This window comes from Caballeronia sp. LZ065 (assembly GCF_031450975.1).
Classification (GTDB): domain Bacteria; phylum Pseudomonadota; class Gammaproteobacteria; order Burkholderiales; family Burkholderiaceae; genus Caballeronia.
In genome coordinates, this window is record NZ_JARUXV010000001.1 from 1356875 (window position 1) to 1379088 (window position 22214).

Consider the following 22214-nt stretch of genomic DNA (forward strand, 5'->3'; position numbering starts at 1 on the left):
TTCACCTGTTGTTCAAAGATGACGGTGTGTTCAAAAATTGCGATTCCCTCTGCTTTCGTGTTGCGCTTCCGTTCGGGCCGCTCGCACCCGAAGTGCCCGGTGCATCTCTACACGCGAAAAGTCGTTGCACTCAATCTCCCTGAAACGCCTTCAGATGAAAACAACGACTTTTCTGAAAAACTCAAGCCCCAATCCACGGCAGTCCCCGGAAGCACCATCCGCCCGACGTCTTCCGATGTCCGTTCGCATCCTTGTCGCCCTCGAAGCCTTCCAGCAGGTCATAGGCCTTCGCAAAGCCCTGTTTCTGCGCGGCCACGGCCGCGAGCTTGGAGCGCGCTGCGCTGCGGCACAGAAAAATCACTGTCGTATCCGGGGTGGCGACCTGTCGCAATTGTTCGATAAACTCAGCGTTCGGCACCGAGCCGGGGTAGCGGATCCATTCGATATGCGCGTACTGCGCGCCATCGATGGCCGGCCGGCCCACCCAATCGAGTTCGGCGCGAGTGCGGACATCGACGAGCCGCACGGCCGGATCAAGCTGTAGCAGTTCGAACGCCTCGGCGGGCGAGAAGGCGCCCGCGTAGGTCAGTTGGTTGTCGGCGGCGCGGCGTCCCGCCTGATCAAAGAGTTGTTGCAGCGTGCTCATGGCGTGTTGGTCTCCGGTCAAACGCAAACAATGATTCTAGCGAAGGTAACGGGGATGCCGGCCTCGTTGCGGAAAATGATTCACATTGGTGCATTCCTGCATCGATGCACCATGAACGATCATGTTTCAGATCGGTCATGCGGTTGCGCACCATGTGTGTGCGTGAACGATGGAGGGCGACTGCGAGTTCATCGTGAACCGCTCCGCCGTCTCACTAAAAATGCGCGCTGCTTCAGGCGCTTAGCGTAAAGTTGGTGCGCTTGGCACGGAAGCTGCTTTTTCATCCTCGATTGAATTGATGTACAGGATTGGTCGGGGCGGCGGAGCGATTCGCCGACTTTTGTTAATCAGGAGATAGGTAATGAGTAAATCCGTGGCCGACGTCATGCAACTCGTCAAGGACGAGGACGTCAAGTTCGTCGACTTCCGTTTCACCGACACGCGCGGCAAAGAACAACACGTTTCCGTGCCGGTCTCGGCATTCGACGAAGACAAATTTGAAAGCGGCCACGCTTTCGACGGTTCGTCCATCGCCGGCTGGAAGGGCATCGAGGCGTCGGACATGCTGCTCGTGCCGGACGCGGACACCGCCTTCATCGACCCGTTCTTCGAAGAATCGACGCTCGTGCTGAGCTGCGACGTCGTCGAGCCCGCCGACGGCAAGGGCTACGAGCGCGACCCGCGTTCGCTCGCAAAGCGCGCGGAAGCCTATCTCAAGAACTCGGGCCTGGGCGACACCGCCTACTTCGGTCCGGAGCCGGAATTCTTCATCTTCGATAGCGTCCAGTGGAACACGGACCAGTCGGGCACCTTCGTCAAGATCGGCTCGGAAGAAGCGCCGTGGTCGTCGGCCAAGGAATTCGAAGGCGGCAACACCGGCCACCGTCCGGGCACCAAGGGCGGCTACTTCCCGGTCGCGCCGGTCGACACGTTCCAGGACATCCGCTCGGAAATGTGTCTGCTGCTCGAGCAGATCGGCATTCCGGTCGAAGTGCACCACCACGAAGTGGCGGGCCAGGGCCAGAACGAAATCGGCACCAAGTTCTCGACGCTCGTGCAGCGCGCGGACTGGCTGCAGCAGATGAAGTACATCATCCACAACGTCGCGCACACCTACGGCAAGACGGCGACGTTCATGCCGAAGCCCATCGTCGGCGACAACGGTTCGGGCATGCACGTTCACCAGTCCATCTGGAAGGACGGTCAGAACCTGTTCGCGGGCAACGGCTATGCCGGTCTGTCGGAATTCGCGCTGTTCTACATCGGCGGCATCATCAAGCACGCCCGCGCGCTGAATGCGATCACGAACCCGGGTACGAACTCGTACAAGCGTCTCGTGCCGCACTTCGAAGCGCCGGTCAAGCTGGCTTACTCGGCTCGCAACCGTTCGGCATCGATCCGTATTCCGCACGTGAGCAACCCGAAGGGCCGCCGTATCGAAACGCGCTTCCCGGATCCGCTCGCGAATCCGTACCTGTGCTTCTCGGCGCTGATGATGGCGGGTCTTGACGGCGTACAGAACAAGATTCATCCGGGCGAAGCCGCGGACAAGAATCTGTACGACCTGCCGCCGGAAGAAGACAAGAAGATCCCGACCGTGTGTTCGGGCCTCGACCAGGCACTCGACGCACTCGACGCGGATCGCGAATTCCTGACGCGCGGCGGCGTGTTCACGGATTCGATGCTCGACGCATACATCGAACTGAAGACGAACGAGCTGCAGCGTTATCGTCAGGCGGTGCATCCGATCGAGTTCGAGATGTACTACTCGCTGTAAGCATGACGGCGGCGCGCTTCTTTCCTGTTAGTCCGGCGAAGCGCGCGGCACATGCGAAGCGGTGACACAAAGGGACGGCGCGCCGTCCCTTTTTTCATCGCTGCGGTTTCCTGAAATCCAACAACAAGATCGGTTTCACGAACGGCCTTAATCATTGCCCGATGGTGCTCAAGAATCTGATCAAGGCGCGCCGTGGCCACGCCGACGCGCTCTCCGACGACGCCCAGCTCGCCAGCAGCGGTTTGCTGGCCGGTTTCGAGGCGCTCCCGACGACCGTGCTCGTGCTGGACATGCGTCACGTGCGCATCGCGTACGCGAACCCTTCGGCGGAAGCGATGCTGGAGATGTCGCGCAAGCAGCTGACGCAGATGAACTGGACCGAGCTGTTCGCGAACGCCGATGAGCTCGCGGGCACGATCACGTCGATCGCCGAGAACCGTTTCAATGCCACGCGTCTCGACGCCGTGCTCGACCGTCCGAACCGCGAGCCGGTGCATGTGCATGCGATCGTCGGTTATCTCGAAGCGGCCAGCGACTACGTGCTGCTCGAATTGTTTGAAAACGAGCGCCACCTGCGTACCGATCGCGAAGAGCGTATCCACGACCTGACCGCGGTCAACAAGCAGCTGATCCGCAACCTGGCGCACGAGATCAAGAATCCGCTCGGCGGCATCCGGGGCGCGGCGCAGTTGCTCGAGTTCGAACTGGGCGCGCTCGAACGCGACGAACTGCGCGAATACACGCAGGTCATCATCAAGGAATCAGACCGGTTGCAGACGCTGGTCGATCGCCTGCTGGAGCCGCACCGGCATCCGCATATCGTGGGCGACGTGAACATCCACGAAGTATGCGAGCGCGTGCGCGCGGTGATCCTCGCCGAGTTCCCGCGCGGACTCACGATCGAACGCGACTACGACGTCAGCGTGCCCGACCTGCGCGGCGACAAGGAGCAACTGATCCAGGCGTTGCTCAACATCGTGCGCAATGCGGCCGAGGCGTTGCGCGAACGCATTTCACAAGGCGATGCGAAGATCGAATTGCGTACACGCATCGCGCGCAAGGTGACGATCGGCAAAAAGCTGCACAAACTGGCACTGGACTTGCATATCACTGACAACGGTCCTGGAATCCCCAGCGAGATTCGCGACCGGATCTTCTTCCCGCTCGTGTCGGGCAGGGAAGACGGCAGCGGCCTGGGACTCACGCTCGCGCAATCGTTCGTGCAGCAGCACGACGGGTTGATCGAAGTGGAGAGCAAACCGGGCTGCACCGAGTTCATCATCCTGTTGCCATTCGGGAGCTGAAATCGGGTTGATGATCGACATCAAGCGACATCACGCGCCATCAAGTCACAGGCCGTCATCCCTATAGGCCGCGTCCGCATCACGCTTTGAAGCCGCACCGTTTCGACGGGCTCACACCGAACCATACGAAGACTTCTCGCCGAACGATATGAAGCCGATCTGGATAGTAGACGACGACCAATCCATCCGCTGGGTGCTGGAAAAAGCGCTGGCCCGCGAGAATTTCGCGACGCGCAGTTTCTCCGGCGTGCGCGACGCGCTCGCCGCGCTCGAACAGGACAGCCCCCAGGTGCTCGTGTCCGACATCCGCATGCCGGGTGGTTCGGGGCTCGAATTGTTGCAGACCGTGCGCGACCGGCTGCCGGGCTTGCCGGTCATCATCATGACGGCATTCTCGGACCTCGACAGCGCCGTGGCCGCCTTCCAGGGCGGCGCCTTCGAATATCTCGCCAAGCCGTTCGACGTGGACAAGGCGGTCGAGTTGATTCGCCGCGCGGTGGACGAAAGCATGCGCGGCGAAGCGGCCTATGACGAACGCGTGACGGAAACGCCCGAGATGCTCGGCCAGGCGCCCGCGATGCAGGACATGTTCCGCGCGATCGGCCGGCTGTCGCATTCGGCGGCGACTGTGCTCATCACGGGCGAATCAGGCACCGGAAAGGAGCTTGTCGCGCGCGCCTTGCACCGACATAGCCCACGCGCGAGCGGGCCGTTCATCGCGCTGAACACAGCGGCGATTCCGAAGGATCTGCTGGAATCCGAACTGTTCGGCCATGAGCGCGGCGCGTTCACGGGCGCGCAGGCGATGCGCCAGGGTCGTTTTGAACAGGCCGAGAACGGCACCTTGTTTCTCGACGAAATCGGCGACATGCCGTTCGACTTGCAGACGCGACTGTTGCGCGTGCTGTCGGACGGGCAGTTTTATCGCGTGGGCGGGCACAACCCGTTGAAGGCCAACGTGCGCGTGATCGCGGCGACGCACCAGAATCTCGATGCGCGCGTGCGGCAGGGCTTGTTCCGCGAGGACTTGTACCACCGGCTGAACGTGATCCGGCTGCGGCTGCCGGCGTTGCGCGAACGCAGCGAGGACATTCCCTTGCTCGCGCGGCATTTTCTGCAGAAGAGCGCGCGTGACCTGGGCGTGGAGCCGAAGCGCGTGTCGGACGAGGCGTTGGCGTATCTCGCGTCGCTGCCGTTTCCCGGCAACGTGCGTCAGCTTGAAAACCTGTGCAACTGGCTCACGGTGATGGCGCCCGCGCAGGTGATCGAGCAGAAGGATCTGCCGCCGGATCTCACGCCGAGTCAGGATTATGCGGCCGAAGCCATCGCGGTCTCGACTGACGGCGCGGTGGCCGCGGCGCCCCTCATGCAGAACGGCGCGGGCGCGCCGGCCGCTGCGGCGGCGCTGGCGGCCGGGGTGGCGGCGGGTGTGTGGGAGAACGGCTTGCGCACCGAAGTCGCGCGGCTGTTGCGTGAAAATTCCGCCGACGTGATGGACGAACTCGCGCGGCGTTTCGAGGCCGCCGTGATTCGCGAGGCGCTCGACTTCACGCGTGGCCGCAAGGTGGAAGCGGCCGAACGCCTGGGCATCGGGCGCAATACGATCACACGCAAGATCCAGGAACTGCACCTGGACGCGTGATGTCGATGCCCGCGAGACGGGATCAGCCGAGCGTCGCGATCACGGGCGCGTGGTCCGACGGCTGGTCCCACTTGCGCGGCGCCTTGTCGACTTCGCACGCGGTGCAGGTCGCGGCCAGCTCCTTCGACAACAGAATGTGGTCGATGCGCAGCCCCGCGTTGCGCCGGAACGCCATCATCCGGTAGTCCCACCACGTGAAGAGCTTGTCCGCCTGTTCGAACTGGCGGAAGGCATCGGTGAGGCCGAGTTCGAGCAGTTGCGCGAAGTGTGCGCGTTCTTCCGGCGACACCAGATTCTGGCCTTCCCAGGCTTTCGGGTCGTGCACGTCGCGGTCGTCGGGGGCGATGTTGTAGTCGCCGAGGAGCGCGAGCTTCGGGTGCCGGGCCAGGTCTTCGCGCAGCCATTCGCGCAGCGCGTCGAGCCAGCGCATCTTGTAGGCGAACTTCTCGGTGCCGGGCGCCTGGCCGTTCGGGAAATAGGCCGAGATGATGCGCACGCCGTTGATGGTCGCGGCGATCACGCGCTGCTGCAAATCCTCGAAGCCGGGAATGTTGCGCACGACGCTGATCTCGTCCACGTCGAAGTTCGCCTCGGCGCGCACGAGGATGCCGACGCCGTTATAGGTCTTCTGTCCCGCGAACCAGCTTTTGTAGCCGGCGGCTTCGAGCTCCGCGCGCGGAAACTTCTCGTCGGGCATTTTCAGTTCCTGCAGGCACAGCACGTCGACGCCCGATTGCGCGAGCCAGTCGATGACGTGCTGCTGGCGGACTTTGAGGGAGTTGACGTTCCAGGTAGCTATCTTCACGAGTGATCTCAGGTTCGCCCGGCGCCATGGCCGGTGTCCAAAAAGCGGTGTGACACAGCCCGGCATTCTACGAAATTATTCAAACCTGCCGCGATAAACGCGCCTTGCACTGCGCAGTCCGAGCGCTGCGTTGCGCTTTCCGACGCCATGCAGCGCGGTCGCTTCACGATGCTGCATGCCAAGGCCACATTTCACTCCACGCGGGCGATTCTTGCCCCGCACGGGCGGGAAGTTCCTCCTGAACTCGCTGATACTGGCTCCGCATTGCCGGACTCGCGGCAATGCCGCTCGATGAGGCAAACCAAACCCGATCGAGCAAGCGAAATAGTTGGCGATCCTACTGACCCGGGCGAACGCGATCAACCGTCGCAAGGACGGTTCGCACCCGTCTTCCACACTCACGCGCATCCTTGTTCAAATGAATCCGATCGACCTCATCGAAGAAACCATTGGCCTTGAAGGCGGCTATTCGAATCATCCCGACGACGCGGGCGGTGAAACCATGTGGGGCATCACCGAAACGACCGCTCGCGCGTACGGCTATACCGGCCCGATGGACGAGATGCCGCGCGACACGGCCATCGACATCTACCTCCAATGCTATTGGGAGGAACCGCGCTTCGACGAGGTGAACGCAATCGACGAGGACATCGCCGGCAAGCTGTTCGACATTGGCGTCAACATGGGGCCCGCCACCGGCGTCCGGTTCCTGCAACGCGCGCTCAACGTGCTGAACGACCAGGCGTCCTCCTACGACGATATCTCCGCTGACGGACTCATCGGCCCGATGACGCTCTCCGCGATGCAGTCCTTCATTGATCAGCGCGGCGACGACGGACGGCGCGTGTTGCTCGGCATGATCGCCGCCCAGCAGTCGGTGCGGTATGTGGAGATCGCGGAGGACGATCCGTCGCAGGAGAGCTTCGAGTACGGCTGGCAGTTGAACCGGGCATTCAGCATCGCGGGGTAGGCGCGCAATACAGAGCGCGTCGACCGCGACGTTTACGCGATTTTTATACGCCGCCTCGCACTCTTGTCGCGCCCTTTACGCGGCTTTCCCTAATCTCCCCTTGTCGTGATCGGACTGATCGGACTGATCGGACCGATCGCACTGATCGAACAAGGGGAGAACCACACAATGGACCTGTTTTACCTCGCCGGCATCGTCCTGTTCCTCGGACTCTGCATGGCGCTCGCGAGCGGCTGCGAGCAGTTGCGCCGCCATCCGCCGGGAGGCCGCCCATGAACGGCTGGATGATCGCGCTGGCCTCGGCCGCCACGCTGCTGCTGCTCGTCTATCTCGTGTACGCGCTGTTGCGCGCGGAGGAGCTCGAATGAACGCCAGCAGTCTCATGCAGACGGCACTGTTCATCGCCGTGCTGATCGCGCTTGCAGTGCCGCTCGGGCGTTATATGTCGAGCGTGTTCGAGGGCACGTCGCTTGTCGTGCGCAGAATCGGTGCGCCTGTCGAGCAACTGCTTTACCGTCTCGCGGGCGTCGATTCCGAAGCGGAAATGTCGTGGAAGCACTATGCGCTCGCCGTGCTGCTCTTCAACGGGCTGGGCGCGCTGGTGCTGTACGCGATCCTGCGTCTGCAAGCAGTGCTGCCGCTCAATCCGCAGGGCATGGCCGGCATGACGCCCGATGCCGCCTTCAACACCGCCGTCAGCTTCGTCGCCAACACCAACTGGCAGGACTACGGCGGCGAGAGCACGCTCGGCTATCTCGCGCAGATGCTGGGCCTGACCGTGCAGAACTTCCTCTCGGCGGCAACCGGCATCGCGGTGGTGATTGCGCTGGTGCGCGGCTTCAAGCGTCATGGCGCGCAGACCATCGGCAACTTCTGGGTCGATCTGACGCGCGCGACGCTCTACGTGCTGATGCCGCTCGCCGTGCTGTTCGCGCTGGTGTTCGTGAGCCAGGGTGTGATCCAGAACTTCAGGCCGTATGCCGACGTGCCCACGCTCCAGGTCACGACGTATCAGGCGCCGCGCCTCGACGCCCAAGGCAACGCGATGAAGGATGCGCAGGGCAAGCCCGAGATGCTCGACCAGCAAGCCCGCACGCAGACGCTGGCGATGGGTCCGGTGGCCTCGCAGGAAGCGATCAAGATGCTCGGCACCAATGGCGGCGGTTTCTTCAACGCCAATTCGGCGCATCCGTACGAGAACCCGACGCCGTTCTCCAACTTCCTCCAGATGCTCGCGATCCTGCTGATCCCGGCCGCGCTGTGCGTGGCCTTCGGGCGCATGGTCGGCGACGGACGCCAGGGTCACGCAGTGCTTGCGGCGATGACCATCGCGCTCGCGGTGGCCTGCGTCGGCGAGATCTCGGCGGAGCAGGCGGGCAATCCGCTCGTCACGAAGCTGCATGTGGACGCTCAGGCTTCGGCGGTGCAGCCGGGCGGCAACATGGAGGGCAAGGAGACGCGCCTCGGCATTGCGCAATCCGGCCTCTTCACCGTGGTGACCACAGCCGCCTCATGCGGCGCCGTGAACACCATGCACGACTCGCTGACGCCGCTCGGCGGTCTCGTGCCGATGCTGCTGATCCAGCTCGGCGAGGTGATCTTCGGCGGCGTCGGTTCGGGTCTCTACGGCATGCTCGCGTTCGCGCTGCTGGCGGTGTTCGTCGCGGGGCTGATGATCGGCCGCACGCCCGAATACATCGGCAAGAAGATCGAGGCCTTCGACATGAAGATGGTCTCCATCGTGATCCTGCTCACGCCGATGCTGGTCCTGGCGGGCACCTCGGTGGCCGTGCTGGCCTCGGCGGGCAAGGCGGGGATCGCCAACCCGGGCACGCACGGCTTCTCCGAGATCCTCTACGCGTTCAGCTCGGCCGCCAACAACAACGGCAGCGCGTTCGCGGGACTGTCGGTCAACACGCCGTTCTACAACCAGATGCTCGCCGTCGCGATGTGGTTCGGCCGCTTCGGCACCATCGTGCCGATCCTGGCGATCGCCGGCTCTTTGGCGGCAAAGAAGCGTCTCGCCGCCAACGCCGGCACCTTGCCGACCCACGGGCCGCTGTTCGTCGTGTTGCTGCTCGGCACGCTGCTGCTGGTCGGCGCGCTCACCTACGTTCCCGCGCTCGCGCTGGGCCCGGTGGTCGAGCATCTCGCCATGATCGCTGGACAATGATTTCGAGGACTGCATGAATCACGAAAAACAACCGTCCGCGCATCTCCCTGGCAATCTCGGCCAGGCGCGCACGGCGGCACGCTCGATGTTCGATCCGGCGCTCGTCCGCCCCGCGGTCGTCGATGCCTTCAGGAAGCTCGCGCCGCGCACGCAGTTGCGCAATCCGGTGATGTTCTGCGTCTACGTGGGCAGCGTGCTCGCGACCATCCTGTGGGTCGCCGCGCTCGCCGGTCAGGCCGAGGCGCCCGCCGGCTTCATCCTGGCCATTGCACTGTGGCTGTGGTTCACGGTGCTGTTCGCGAACTTCGCCGAAGCGCTGGCCGAAGGCCGCTCGAAGGCGCAGGCGGCTGCGCTGCGCCAGGCCAAGCACAACGTGATGGCGAAGAAGCTCAACGAGCCGCATCCGAAGTCGCCGATCCGCATCACCACGTCCACCGACCTGCGCCGCGACGACGTCGTGCTCGTCGAGGCCGGCGATGTGATTCCCGCCGACGGCGAAGTGATCGACGGCGTCGCGTCCGTCGACGAATCCGCCATCACCGGCGAATCCGCGCCGGTGATCCGCGAGTCGGGCGGCGATTTCTCGTCGGTGACGGGCGGCACGCGGGTGCTGTCGGACTGGATCGTGGTGCGGGTCTCGGTGAACCCGGGCGAGGCGTTTCTGGACCGCATGATCGCGATGGTCGAAGGCGCGAAGCGGCGCAAGACGCCGAACGAAATCGCGCTGACCATTTTGCTGGTCGCGTTGACGCTCGTGCTGCTGTTCGCGACCGCCACGCTGCTGCCGTTCTCGATGTTCGCGGTCGAGGCGGCGGGGCAGGGGCAGGTGGTGACGATCACGGTGCTGGTCGCGCTGCTCGTCTGTCTGATTCCGACGACCATCGGCGGGCTGCTGTCCGCCATCGGCGTGGCTGGCAAGAGCCGCATGATGCAGGCGAACGTGATCGCGACCTCGGGGCGCGCGGTGGAAGCGGCGGGCGACGTCGACGTGCTGCTGCTCGACAAGACCGGCACGATCACGCTGGGCAACCGGCAGGCGTCGTCGTTCAGCGCGGCGCCCGGCATCGACGAACGCGATCTGGCCGATGCCGCGCAACTCGCCTCGCTCGCGGACGAAACGCCCGAGGGCCGCAGCATCGTCGTGCTGGCGAAGCAGCGTTTCGATATCCGCGCGCGCGACATGGCGACCCTGCACGCGAACTTCCTGTCGTTCAGCGCGCAGACGCGCATGAGCGGCGTCGATTTGCCCAATCGCGAGATTCGCAAGGGCGCAGCGACGGCGCTGAAACAGTACGTCGAAACGCGCGGCGGGCGCTTTCCGCAGGAAGTGCAGCACGCCGTTGACGAGATCGCGCGGCGCGGCGGCACGCCGCTCGTGGTGGCGGAGTGTGTGAACGGCAAAGCGCGCGCGCTTGGCGTGATCGAGTTGAAGGATATCGTCAAGGGCGGCATTCGCGAGCGCTTCGCGGAGTTGCGCAAGATGGGCATCAAGACCGTGATGGTGACGGGCGACAACCGGCTCACGGCGGCGGCGATCGCGGCCGAAGCGGGCGTCGACGACTTTCTCGCCGAAGCGACGCCCGAAGCCAAGCTCACGATCATTCGCGAGCATCAGGCGCAAGGCCGGCTCGTCGCGATGACCGGCGACGGCACCAACGACGCCCCCGCGCTCGCGCAGGCCGACGTCGCCGTGGCGATGAACACCGGCACGCAGGCGGCGAAGGAAGCCGGCAACATGGTCGATCTCGATTCGAATCCGACCAAGCTGATCGAGATCGTCGAGATCGGCAAGCAGATGCTGATGACGCGCGGCTCGCTGACCACCTTCTCCATCGCCAACGATGTCGCCAAGTACTTCGCGATCATTCCGGCCGCGTTCGCGACGACCTATCCGCAATTGCGTGTGCTGGACGTGATGCATCTGGCGTCGCCGTCGTCGGCGATCTTGTCGGCGGTGATCTTCAACGCGCTGATCATCGTGTTCCTGATTCCGCTCGCGCTGAAGGGCGTGAAGTATCGCGCGCTCGGTGCGGCCGCGCTGCTGCGGCGCAATCTGCTCGTGTACGGGCTGGGCGGCATCGTGTTGCCGTTTCCGTTCATCAAGCTGATCGACATGGCGATCACTGCGCTCGGCTGGCACTGAGCCATTCATTTCAAAGGCAGAATCATGACGAAAACTTCATTGCGTCCGATGCTCGTGCTGTTCGTCGCGCTGACGGTGCTGACCGGCGTGCTCTATCCGCTCGCGGTCACGGCGATCGGCCAGGCCGTGTTTCCGCATCAGGCCAACGGCAGTCTGATCGAGCGCGACGGCAAGGTCGTTGGCTCGGCGCTGATCGGCCAGCAGTTCGATGCGCCGCGCTATTTCTGGGGGCGTCTCTCGGCCACGACGCCGAATCCGTACAACGCGGGCAGTTCGAGCGGGTCCAATCTCGGGCCGACCAACCCCGCGCTCGTCGACGAGGTCAAGGCGCGCATCGCTGCGCTGCAGGCCGCCGATCCGAACAATCATGAAGCGGTTCCCGTGGACCTGGTGACGTCGTCCGCGAGCGGACTCGATCCAGAGATCAGTCCGGCCGCCGCGGCGTATCAGGTAGCACGCGTGGCCCGCGCGCGCGGTCTGCCGGTTGAACGGGTCGAGGTGATGGTGGCGCAGGCCACGTCCGGACGTCAGTTCGGCTTGCTCGGGGAGCCCAGGGTGAATGTGCTTAAATTGAACCTTGCGCTCGACAAGCAATAAGAACGGAACCTCGACCCAGCGCGCCCGCCCACCCGAAGCAGCACATGCCCCGCCCAACCCCAGACGAGCTTCTCGACAAACTTCACCGCGAGGAAGAAAAGCGCCAGCGCGGCCGGCTGAAGATCTTCTTCGGCGCGTCCGCGGGCGTCGGCAAGACCTTCGCGATGCTGCAGGCCGCGCGCCGGCGTCGCGACGAAGGCGGCGAGGTGCTGGTCGGCGTGGTCGAGACGCATGGGCGCAAGGAAACGCTGGCGCTCGCACACGGGCTGGACACCTTGCCGCCCGCGCAGATCGACTATCGCGGCCGCGTGCTCGCCGAGTTCGATCTCGACGCCGCGCTGCGCCGCAAGCCGCAACTGATTCTCGTCGACGAACTGGCGCACGCCAACGTGCAGGGCGCGCGCCACGTGAAGCGCTGGCAGGACGTGCAGGCGTTGCTGGACGCGGGCATCGACGTCTACACGACCGTCAACGTGCAGCATCTCGAAAGCCTGAACGACATCGTCGGCCGGATTACCGGCATCCGGGTCCGCGAGACGATCCCCGACCGCATCTTCGATCTCGCCGATGAAGTCACGCTCGTCGATCTGCCGCCCGAAGAACTGCTCGACCGCCTGCGCGACGGCAAGGTCTACGTGCCGCAGCAGGCCGCGCACGCGGTGCGCAACTTCTTCCGCAAGGGCAATCTGATCGCACTGCGGGAGCTGGCCTTGCGCCGCACCGCCGACCGCGTCGATGCCCAGATGCGCGAGTACCGTGCCGACCAGTCCATCGAGCCCATCTGGCGGGCGCGCGAGCGGCTGATCGCGTGCGTCGGGCCCGGGCCGGAAAGCGCGACGCTGGTGCGCGCGGCGGCGCGTCTTGCCGCGGCGCTGAAGGCGGACTGGCTTGCCGTGTATGTCGAAACCCCGAAGCTGCAGCGTCTCTCCGACGAACGCCGCACGCGCACGCTCGACGCGCTCAAGCTCGCAGCCGAACTTGGCGCGGAAACGGTCACGCTCGATGGCGCCGATGCCGCCGCGACGCTCATCGACTACGCGCGGCTGCGCAATGTCTCGAAGCTGGTCGCGGGGGCATCGGCGGCGCGCGGCTGGCGGCGGCTCTTCGATGCCCCGGTGAGCGAGCGCATCGTCCAGCGCGGTTCGGACATCGACGTGACGCTGGTCGCGACCGGCGCGCGCGACGAACCGGGCGGCACGCAGGCGCCGCGTCCGGGCGCGCTCGCCGCATGGCGCGACGGCGCGCACTCGCCGCCGCGCGCGTATGGCATCGCGCTGGCGATCGGCGCGGGCATCACGCTGGTGGCGGACCTGCTCGCCGCGCGTCAGTTCGCGATCACCAATCTCGTGATGCTCTATCTGCTCGGCGTGGTCTTCACGGCGGTGCGGCTCGGGCGCGGGCCGGGCGTGATGCTGTCGTTTCTTTCGGTCGCCGCTGTCGATTTCTTTTTCGTGCCGCCGCAACTGTCATTCTCGGTTACGGACACGCAGTATCTGCTGACCTTCGGCGTGATGCTGCTGACCTCGCTCACCATCAGCCATCTCACGTCGAGCCTCAGGCGTCAGGCGCGCATCGCGTCGCTGCGCGAACGCCGGACCGGCGCCATGTACGCGATGACCAAGGAGCTCGGCGCGGCGCTGATGACCGGGCAGATTGTCGGGATCGGCGTGCGGCATGTCGCCGAGGTCTTCCAGGCGAAAGCCGCGATTCTCCTGCCCGACGCGGCGGACAAGGTGCGCCGGAACGTGGGCGAGGAGGGCGGCATCGGGCTGGACGAAACGGCCCTCGATGCCGATGTCGCGCAATGGGTCTACGACCAGCAGCGGCCGGCGGGCCACGGCACGGACACCTTGCCCGCGAGCCGCGCGCTGTACCTGCCGCTGAAGGCGCCGATGCGCACGCGCGGCGTGCTCGCGCTCGTCACCGGGCGCGAAGGCGAGTTTGCCGTGCCCGAGCAGCGCCGCATGATCGAGACCTTCGCGGCGCAGATCGCGCTGGCGCTCGAACGGGTGCATTACGTCGAGATCGCACAGGATGCGCTCGTCAACATGGAATCGGAGCGGCTGCGCAACTCGCTGCTGTCGGCGATCTCGCACGACTTGCGCACGCCGCTTACGTCGATCGTCGGCTTCGCGTCCGTGCTGGAGGAGCAGGCGCGCGAGGCGGGCGGCGGCAACCCGGAAACCTCGCGCGAACTGGTGCAGGCGATCCACGAGGAAGCGCTGCGCATGAGCGGGCTGGTGGTCAACCTGCTTGACATGGCGCGGCTGCAAGCCGGGTCGGTGCGGCTGAACCGGCAGTGGTCGATGCTGGAGGAAACGGTTGGCGCGGCGCTCGCCGCCTCGCGTCGCGTGCTCGCGGGCCGGAGGATACACACGGACGTGCCAGCGGACCTGCCCTTGCTCGAACTCGACGCGGTGCTGATGGAACGGCTCTTCGCCAATCTGCTGGAGAACGCGGCGAAGTACACGCCGGCGGGTACGCCAGTGGGCATCGGCGCCGAGCGGGTCGAGGCGGAAGATGCAGATGAAAGCCATGCGCGTGTCGTGCGCGTGCATCTCGACGACGAAGGCCCGGGCGTGCCCGAGGCGCTGCGGGCGCGTCTGTTCGACAAGTTCACGCGCGGCGAGAAGGAATCGGCGCAAGCGGGAATCGGGCTGGGTCTCGCGATCTGCCGCGCGATCGTCGAGGCGCACGGCGGGAAGATCGGCGTCGAGAATCGACGGGACGGCAAAGGCCGCGTGCGCGGCGCGCGCTTCTGGTTCACGCTGCCGGTGAGCGACGCCGCACCGCGCGACGTGCCCGATGACCTGCCGCCCGGCGAGCACACCGCGCGGGAAGCATAGGGCTCGCTCCGGCCGCGCTTTATGATGTGCCCTCGACCCACGAAAGAAGAGCGGCCATGAGCGAATCCCAACCCACGTTGAGCGGCATGCGCGTCCAGCTCCGGCCTTTGCGACGCGAAGACCGCGCCGCGTTGCTGGCGGCCGCCGCCGACGGCGAACTGTGGAATCTGCGGGTGACGGTCGTGCCGAACGAGGACACCATCGACCGCATGATCGACACCGTGTTCGCGGACCGCGACGCCGGCACGGTCATGCCCTTCGTGATCGTGCGGCGGGAGGATGGACGCGTTGTCGGCAGCACGCGCTTCTGGAAGATCGACCGCGTCAACCGCAAGTGCGAAATCGGCAGCACGTGGCTGGCGGCATCGGCGCAGCGCACCGGCATCAATATCGAGGCGAAGCTGCTGATGCTCACGCACGCGTTCGAGGTCATGCAGTGCGTGCGGGTGCAGTTCACGACCGACGAACTCAACGAGAAATCCCGCGCTGCGATTCTCGGCATCGGCGCGCAGCAGGAAGGCATCGTGCGTCACGAACGCATCATGCCGGATGGCCGCAAGCGCAATTCGGTGCGCTTTTCGATCATCGACGACGAATGGCCCGATGTGAAGACCATGCTCGAAGCGAGGCTCAGGCGTCCGGCGTAGCGGCGGGTTTCAGGGCCTTGCTGCGCGTCTTCATGAACGCGACGAAGCCGCGCGTGACCGCGTCGTCGCGTTCCTTCGCCCACGCGAGGCCGATGCGCCAGCGCGCGGGCTTGTCGCGCAAGGGGAGCACGCGCGCATCGCGCAACAGATATTGCGCCCGCGACGGCAGGAACGCCGCGCCCACGCCGCCCGCCACGGACGCCAGCACGGTCTGGATATCGTCGGCTTCCTGAATCACGCGCGGCACGAAGCGATGTTCCGCACACCAGCGCTCGATCTGCCCGGCAAGGCCCGGTCCCCGCGCGCGCGCCAATACGATGAAACCGGGTTCGTTCAGTTCGTCCAGTTGCGCGGGCAGCCGCGTGTGGCGGGACTGCCCGGGAAGGGCGAGCGCGAGCGTTTCATCGAGCACGGGGAACGCCGCAAGACCCGCTTCGGCCGGGATGCGCATGAAACCGGCATCGAGCTTGCCCGTGAGGAGGCGGCGCGTCTGCTCGTGCGACGAAAGATCGTGCAGCGTGATGCGCAGGCCCGGATGCAGCGCGCCGAACTCGGCGATGAGCCGGGGCACGTGCGTGAGCGTCGAGAGGCACAGTCCGACGCGCAGGAAGCCGCGCGCGCCGCTCGCGGCTTCGCGGGCGCGTGCGAGCACGGCGTCGGCGTCGCGTATCAGCGTGGCGGCGTCCGCCATGAATGCCGCGCCGAATGAGGTCAGTTCGGCGCCGTGACGGCCGCGCTCGAAGAGGCGCGCGCCGAGGCTCGCTTCCAGCGCCGCGACCTGCTTGCTGAGCGCCGGCTGGCTCAGATGCAGCGCCTGCGCGGCGCGGCCAAAATGGCGCAGTTCAGCGATGGTGAGAAATGCCCTGAGCAGCCTGAGGTCCATGGCTTCGATTCCAAACGGTGATCGAATCGATCAAAAGATTCATTTTACTTATCGATGCGCGAGCGTTTCAATGAGGCCGTTCTTACGTTCCCGTCGAGGTGTCGTGTGGAAGCTGCTTCGTTGTGCGTCGCTGTCGTGCCGTTTGAAGCGCAAGCGGACGAATCCGCACGCAACGCCGCGCGGGTGGCGTGTGCGCTAGCGGATGTCGCGACGCGCGGCGTCCAGCTCGCTCTGTTTCCGCAGTGGAGCATCAGCGGCCCGCACGGCGCGACGCTCGCCGAGTCCGTCGACGGCCCATCGCTCGACACGGTCGCCATGGCGGTCGATGCAAGCGGCGTCGCGGCCGGCGTCGGCTGGCTGGAACGCGGTGGCGACGGCCGGCTTTACGACGCCTATGCGCTGTGCTTTCCGGGCGGCATGCGCGTGCGTCATCGGAGACTGAACGTGACGCAGCGCGCGCTGCATGGCGGTCACCGCTTCACCGTCAGCGATACGCCGTTCGGGATGCGCGTCGGCATTCTCATTGGCGACGACAACGACATTGTCGAGAACGTGCGGATGACGGCGCTGCTCGGTGCGACGCTGCTCGTCGCGCCGATGAACGATGTCGCACCGGCGCATGCCACGCTTGCCGCGCGCGCCGCCGACAACGGCCTGTATATCGCCTGCGCGCATCCGGCGGCGCGTGAGGCGCGGATCGTCGGACCGGATGGCCGCATGCTCGCGCGCCGCCTGCAGCGCACGGACGGGCCGATCATCGCGTGCGTGCAACCGGCACAGGCGGCCGCGAGCGCCGGACGCAAGGCGTTTGCGGCACGCCGCCCGGAACTCTATGAAGCGCTCGCGCGGCAGAGCCAGTCGTATCCGCTCGCGCAGGAACCCGAGCGCGCGATGCCGCGCGGTTCGCTGCCGATCAGCTTCGCGGTGGTCGCGCGCAACCGCGTGCCGCGATAGGACCCTCCAGCGGCACTCCGGCAACATCCGCAGCGCATTTCTGTCCCGCTACAATCGGGCCAGACGCTGGACACATGGCCCGGGACTGACGGAGGTTTCGCACATGGATTTGATCATTCGCCGCGCGGCGCTCGCAGGAGCGCGCGAACTCGTCGATATCGGCATGGATGCCGGGCGCATCGCCGCCATCGAGCCGCATCTCTCCGCCGCCGCGCGTGAGGAAATCGATGCCAACGGCGCGCTCGTCACGCCGCCTTTCGTCGATGCGCATTTCCACATGGACGCCACGCTGTCCTATGGCCTGCCGCGCGTGAATGCGTCGGGCACGCTGCTCGAAGGCATCGCGCTGTGGGGCGAACTGAAGCCCGACCTGACGCAGGAAGCGCTCGTCGAACGGGCGCTGCAATATTGCGACTGGGCCGTGGCGCGCGGGCTGCTCGCCATCCGCTCGCACGTGGACGTATGCGATCCGCGCCTGCTGGCGGTCGAGGCGCTGCTCGAAGTGAAGCGGCGCGTGAAGCCCTATCTCGATCTGCAACTCGTCGCGTTTCCGCAGGACGGCGTGTTGCGCAGCGCCGGCGCATTCGACAACCTGAAACGTGCGATCGCGCTGGGTGTCGATGTGGTCGGCGGCATTCCGCATTTCGAGCGCACGATGGACGACGGCGCGGCATCGGTGAAGCTGCTGTGCGAATTCGCGGCCGAACAGGGCTTGCGCGTGGACATGCATTGCGACGAATCGGACGATCCTCTGTCGCGCCATATCGAAACCCTGGTCGCGGAGACGCACCGGCTCGGCTTGCAGGGACGTGTGACGGGTTCGCATCTGACCTCGATGCACTCGATGGACAACTACTACGTGAGCAAGCTTATTCCGCTGATGCGCGAATCCGGCGTGGCCGCGATTGCCAATCCGCTCATCAACATCACGCTCCAGGGCCGCGCCGATACCTATCCGAAGCGGCGCGGCATGACGCGCGTGCCCGAGTTGATGGCGGCGGGCGTCACGGTTGCCTTCGGCCACGACTGCGTGATGGATCCGTGGTACAGCCTCGGCTCGGGCGACATGCTCGAAGTCGCGCACATGGGGCTGCACGTCGCGCAGATGACGGGTGTCGAGGCAATGCGCGCCTGTTTCGATGCGGTCACGATCAATCCGGCGCGCATCCTCGGGCTGGAGGGCTATGGCATCGAAGTGGGCTGTTACGCGGACTGCGTGGTGCTCGATGCGCGCGATCCGATCGAGGCCATCCGCTTGCGCGCGGCCCGCACGGCGGTGGTGAGAAGAGGCAAGGTCGTGAGCCGCAGTCCCGCCGTGCGCGCGACGCTGGCGCTGGAAGGCCGGCCCGCTGAAGTGGACTTTCGCATCCGTCGATAAAAAACGCCGGCATCCGCGGGATGCCGGCGTCCTTGATCGTGCCGGTCAGTGTGCTCAGTGGACCGCCTGTCCCGACATGCCGTTATGCCGCAGCAAGGCGTCGATGTCCGGCTCGCGGCCGCGGAATGCCTTGAACGATTCCATCGCCGGGCGGCTGCCGCCCACTTCCAGAATCTCCCGGCGATAGCGCATGCCGGTCTGTCCGTCCAGCACCGAACCGCTGCCGAGCTTCGCGGCTTCCTCGAACGCGGCGTATGCGTCGGCGGACAGCACTTCGGCCCACTTGTAGCTGTAGTAGCCGGCCGCGTAACCCCCGGCGAAGATATGGCTGAAGGTGTTCGGCCAGCGCGAGAACGGCGCCTGCGGAATGACGTGGAACTGCTCGTTGATCGCGCGCGCGAGGTCGTTGACGTTCTGCGTGCCGTTGGCCGGATCGTAGGACGTGTGCAGCACCATGTCGAACATCGAGAAGACGATCTGGCGCAGCGTGCCCAGCCCGCTCTGGAAGTTCTTCGCGGCGAGCATCTTGTCGAAGAGTTCGCGTGGCAGCGGCGCGCCGGATTCCACGTGGGCGGACATGTCGGTGAGCACGTCCCACTCCCAGCAGAAGTTCTCCATGAATTGCGACGGCAGTTCGACCGCATCCCACTCGACGCCATTGATGCCCGACACGCCCAGTTCGTCGATGCGTGTCAGCATGTGATGCAGGCCGTGACCGAACTCGTGGAACAGCGTGATGACTTCGTCGTGCGTGAAGCAGGCGGGCTTGCCGCCCACCGGCGCCGAGAAGTTGCAGGTGAGATACGCCACCGGCGTCTGCACGCCGCCCTGGACGCGCTTGTGACGCGAGCGGGCGTCGTCCATCCAGGCGCCGCCGCGTTTGCCTTCGCGCGCGTAAAGATCCAGATAGAACTGCGCGACCAGCGTGCCGTCCGCATTCTCGACTCTGAAGAAGCGCACGTCCGGGTTCCACACGGCCGCTTCGTCACGACGGATCGACACGTTGAAGAGTGTTTCAGTGACCTTGAACAGGCCCTTCAGCACGGCTTCCTGCGGGAAGTATTGCTTGACCTCGTTCTCCGAGAACGAGTAACGCTTCTGACGCAGCTTCTCGGCCGCATACGCGACGTCCCACGGCTGCAGTTCAGGCATGCCGAGTTCGGTCGCGGCGAACGCGCGCAATTCCATCCAGTCGTTTTCGGCGTAGGGCCGCGCACGGGTGGCGAGGTCTTCGAGGAACGCGATGACCTGCGCGGGCGATTCGGCCATCTTCGGCGCCAGCGACACTTCCGCGAAGTTCTGGTAGCCGAGCGTCTTCGCTTCTTCGTCGCGCAGTGCCAGGTTCTCGACGATGTTCGCCGTGTTGTCCCATTCGGCCTTGCCGCCGCCGTAGGTCGCACCGAGTTCGGATGCGCGCGTGACGTAGGCGCGGTACATCGCTTCGCGCATCGGGCGATGGTCGGCGTATTGCAGCACCGGGAAGTACGACGGGAAATGCAGCGTGAATTTCCAGCCGTCCTTGCTGTCGCGCTGGGCCGCCTCGCGCGCGCCTTCGACCACGTCATCCGGCAGGCCGGCGAGGTCGCTTTCCTGCGTGACGACATACGAGTAGGCGTTGGTGGCGTCGAGCACGTGATCGGAGAACGCCTTCGAGAGCGCCGCCTGTTCTTCCTGCAATTGCGCGAAGCGCGGCTTGCGGTCTTCGGGCAGCTCGGCGCCGGACAGACGGAAGTCGCGCAGCGAGTTGTTGAGGATTTTCTGGCGCTCGGCGCTCAGGCCCGCGAATTCCGGACCGGCGGCGATGGCCTTGTACTTCTCGTACAGCGCGAGATTCTGGCCGACGCTCGCGGAAAATTCGGTTACGCGCGGCAGGTTTTCAGCATGCGCGGCGCGCAGTTCCGGGGTGTCGGCGACGGCGTTCAGATGGCCGATGACGCCCCACGCACGCGACAGCTTTTCCGATTCCAGTTCGACCGCCTCGACGACGTCTGTCCAGGTGGCGGGCGTCTCGGGTGCGGCGGCGCGATCCACGGCGCTTCGGGCCGCTGCCAGCAGCACATCCAGCGCGGGCGTGACGTGTTCAGGGCGGATCTCGCCGAAACGCGGAAGATCGGAAAAATCGAGCAGCGGATTGGCCGCTGCCGGGGTGGACGTGGTGTCGCTCATGGCTCTCCCGTTCTGGTGTTGGCTGAAGCCCCGGCGGGACAGCGCGCCCCGCGCCGGGTTCTCTCAAGGATTATTGGGGCGGGCGGCGCAAATTCCAATCGATAGTTTTTTCAGGATGCGCGATTGTTTCAAACCCGGTTTCAACCTCGCGCCGCGCGTTCCGCTGCTTCGATGGTGTTGACGAGCAGCATCGTGATGGTCATCGGGCCGACGCCGCCCGGCACCGGCGTGATGTAGCCCGCCACTTCCTTAACCTGGGCGAAATCGACGTCGCCGCACAGCTTGCCTTCGTCATTGCGGTTCATGCCGACGTCGATCACCGTCGCGCCCGGTTTCACCATGTCGGCGGTCAGGATATTGCGACGGCCGACCGCGGCGACGATCACGTCGGCCTCGCGCGTGTGCCTGGCGAGATCGCGCGTCTTGCTGTGACAAATGGTGACGGTGGCGCCCGCTTCGAGCAGCAGCAGGGCCATTGGCTTGCCGACGATGTTCGAACGGCCGATCACGACCGCGTTCGCGCCCGTCAGGTCGATGCCATGTGCCTCAAACATCTTCATCACGCCGTAGGGCGTGCACGGTCGGAACAGCGGCTTGCCAGTCATCAACGCGCCCGCGTTCGCGACGTGGAAGCCGTCGACGTCCTTTTCCGGGGCAATCGCTTCGATGACCTTGTGGCTGTCGATATGCGACGGCAGCGGCAGTTGCACGAGGATGCCGTGGATGGCTGCATCGGCATTGAGTTTGGCGATGTGCGCGAGCAGTTCGGCTTCGGTGAGCGTGGCGGGGAAGCGGTCCATCACCGAATGCAGGCCGTTGTCGTGGCACGCCTTCACCTTGTTGCGCACATAGACCTCGCTCGCGGGATTGTCGCCGACCAGCACGACGGCGAGGCCCGGCTGGTGGCCGCGGGCGGAGAGGGCGGCGGCGCGCCGGGCGACTTCGGCGCGAAGGGTCTTGGAGAGGGCGTTGCCGTCGATGAGTTGGGCGGTCATGGTGAATCGGTGTGGAGTTGAGCGAGGGGGCAGTGCGAAGAATCGAGTCGGGCCGGGTGGCGGATGCGGCGCCGCCTTTCAGGCCGAAGTATACCGTGCCTCGATGGGGCGGGTAACGGAGCGCTGAATTCTTGCGATTTTTAATGCGCTTTCAGCAGTGATTTGAAATGTTTTGTTTCCGTCGGTCTTTGCGCTCATTCGGTTATTTCAGACGATCACGAGTCTGATAGTGTATTGACAGCGATTATTAAAGAACAGCCCTAGCGCATGCGCGCCTGGAGTCATTGG

18 protein-coding genes are annotated in these 22214 nt (G+C 65.2%); 13 read left to right on the forward strand and 5 right to left on the reverse strand.

Annotated elements, in window-relative coordinates:
• Nucleotides 1-181: 181 nt before the first annotated feature.
• Entirely contained in the window at nucleotides 182-646 is a 465-nt protein-coding gene (locus tag QCE63_RS06185) for a rhodanese-like domain-containing protein (RefSeq protein ID WP_309831539.1), read from the reverse strand.
• 361 nt (nucleotides 647-1007) lie between these two features.
• Here QCE63_RS06185 and glnA point away from each other — a divergent pair, with 361 nt between their 5' ends.
• The 3 genes from glnA to ntrC all read left to right on the forward strand — a co-directional run bounded on the left by glnA (nucleotide 1008) and on the right by ntrC (nucleotide 5369).
• Nucleotides 1008-2423 carry a type I glutamate--ammonia ligase gene (gene glnA / locus QCE63_RS06190; protein ID WP_309831542.1) on the forward strand — a complete coding sequence of 472 codons (1416 nt, stop codon included), beginning with the start codon at nucleotides 1008-1010 and terminating at the stop codon, nucleotides 2421-2423.
• Nucleotides 2424-2584: 161 nt separating this feature from the next.
• Entirely contained in the window at nucleotides 2585-3727 is a 1143-nt protein-coding gene (glnL, locus tag QCE63_RS06195; protein WP_309831544.1) for a nitrogen regulation protein NR(II), read from the forward strand.
• A 148-nt stretch (nucleotides 3728-3875) separates the two neighbouring features.
• On the forward strand, nucleotides 3876-5369 hold the full coding sequence (gene ntrC / locus QCE63_RS06200) for a nitrogen regulation protein NR(I) (protein ID WP_309831546.1): 1494 nt from the start codon (nucleotides 3876-3878) through the stop codon (nucleotides 5367-5369).
• 22 nt (nucleotides 5370-5391) lie between these two features.
• On the opposite strand, the gene xth is transcribed toward ntrC, so the two are convergent.
• Nucleotides 5392-6174: an exodeoxyribonuclease III gene (xth, locus tag QCE63_RS06205; RefSeq protein WP_309831548.1), complete on the reverse strand. Its 783-nt coding sequence runs from the start codon at nucleotides 6172-6174 to the stop codon at nucleotides 5392-5394.
• Between the two features lie 418 nt (nucleotides 6175-6592).
• Here xth and QCE63_RS06210 point away from each other — a divergent pair, with 418 nt between their 5' ends.
• The 8 genes from QCE63_RS06210 to QCE63_RS06245 all read left to right on the forward strand — a co-directional run bounded on the left by QCE63_RS06210 (nucleotide 6593) and on the right by QCE63_RS06245 (nucleotide 15550).
• Entirely contained in the window at nucleotides 6593-7144 is a 552-nt protein-coding gene (locus tag QCE63_RS06210) for a glycosyl hydrolase 108 family protein (RefSeq protein WP_309831549.1), read from the forward strand.
• A gap of 168 nt (nucleotides 7145-7312) precedes the next feature.
• Complete coding sequence (locus QCE63_RS06215; RefSeq protein ID WP_309831551.1) at nucleotides 7313-7420, forward strand: potassium ABC transporter ATPase; 108 nt, start codon at nucleotides 7313-7315, stop codon at nucleotides 7418-7420.
• Entirely contained in the window at nucleotides 7417-7512 is a 96-nt protein-coding gene (locus QCE63_RS06220; RefSeq protein WP_309807913.1) for a potassium-transporting ATPase subunit F, read from the forward strand. Before QCE63_RS06215 ends, QCE63_RS06220 begins: the two co-directional genes overlap by 4 nt.
• A complete protein-coding gene (kdpA, locus tag QCE63_RS06225) occupies nucleotides 7509-9317 on the forward strand; it encodes a potassium-transporting ATPase subunit KdpA (protein WP_309831554.1) in 1809 nt (602 codons plus the stop codon). Before QCE63_RS06220 ends, kdpA begins: the two co-directional genes overlap by 4 nt.
• An 85-nt stretch (nucleotides 9318-9402) precedes the next feature.
• On the forward strand, nucleotides 9403-11460 hold the full coding sequence (kdpB, locus tag QCE63_RS06230; protein ID WP_309833706.1) for a potassium-transporting ATPase subunit KdpB: 2058 nt from the start codon (nucleotides 9403-9405) through the stop codon (nucleotides 11458-11460).
• Nucleotides 11461-11484: 24 nt separating this feature from the next.
• The gene (kdpC, locus tag QCE63_RS06235; protein WP_309831556.1) at nucleotides 11485-12057 is read left to right on the forward strand and encodes a potassium-transporting ATPase subunit KdpC; all 573 of its coding nucleotides are present in this window, start codon (nucleotides 11485-11487) and stop codon (nucleotides 12055-12057) included.
• 44 nt (nucleotides 12058-12101) lie between these two features.
• The gene (locus QCE63_RS06240) at nucleotides 12102-14903 is read left to right on the forward strand and encodes a sensor histidine kinase KdpD (protein ID WP_309831558.1); all 2802 of its coding nucleotides are present in this window, start codon (nucleotides 12102-12104) and stop codon (nucleotides 14901-14903) included.
• A 56-nt stretch (nucleotides 14904-14959) separates the two neighbouring features.
• Nucleotides 14960-15550, forward strand: a complete 591-nt coding sequence (locus QCE63_RS06245; RefSeq protein ID WP_309831560.1) for a GNAT family protein — start codon at nucleotides 14960-14962, stop codon at nucleotides 15548-15550.
• Here the strand turns inward: QCE63_RS06245 and QCE63_RS06250 are convergent.
• A complete protein-coding gene (locus QCE63_RS06250; RefSeq protein ID WP_309831563.1) occupies nucleotides 15534-16433 on the reverse strand; it encodes a LysR substrate-binding domain-containing protein in 900 nt (299 codons plus the stop codon). The genes QCE63_RS06245 and QCE63_RS06250 overlap by 17 nt on opposite strands.
• Before the next feature lie 105 nt (nucleotides 16434-16538).
• On the opposite strand from QCE63_RS06250, the gene QCE63_RS06255 reads away from it, so the two are divergent.
• Nucleotides 16539-17387, forward strand: a complete 849-nt coding sequence (locus QCE63_RS06255; protein WP_309831565.1) for a nitrilase-related carbon-nitrogen hydrolase — start codon at nucleotides 16539-16541, stop codon at nucleotides 17385-17387.
• Nucleotides 17388-17490: 103 nt separating this feature from the next.
• Entirely contained in the window at nucleotides 17491-18765 is a 1275-nt protein-coding gene (locus QCE63_RS06260; RefSeq protein WP_309831567.1) for an amidohydrolase family protein, read from the forward strand.
• A gap of 54 nt (nucleotides 18766-18819) precedes the next feature.
• Here QCE63_RS06260 and QCE63_RS06265 read toward each other — a convergent pair whose 3' ends face one another.
• Both QCE63_RS06265 and folD read right to left on the reverse strand, forming a co-directional pair.
• On the reverse strand, nucleotides 18820-20931 hold the full coding sequence (locus tag QCE63_RS06265) for a M3 family metallopeptidase (RefSeq protein WP_309831569.1): 2112 nt from the start codon (nucleotides 20929-20931) through the stop codon (nucleotides 18820-18822).
• Between the two features lie 140 nt (nucleotides 20932-21071).
• Nucleotides 21072-21926, reverse strand: coding sequence for a bifunctional methylenetetrahydrofolate dehydrogenase/methenyltetrahydrofolate cyclohydrolase FolD (folD, locus tag QCE63_RS06270; protein ID WP_309831571.1), 855 nt, complete (start codon nucleotides 21924-21926; stop codon nucleotides 21072-21074).
• Between the last annotated feature and the right edge of the window lie 288 nt (nucleotides 21927-22214).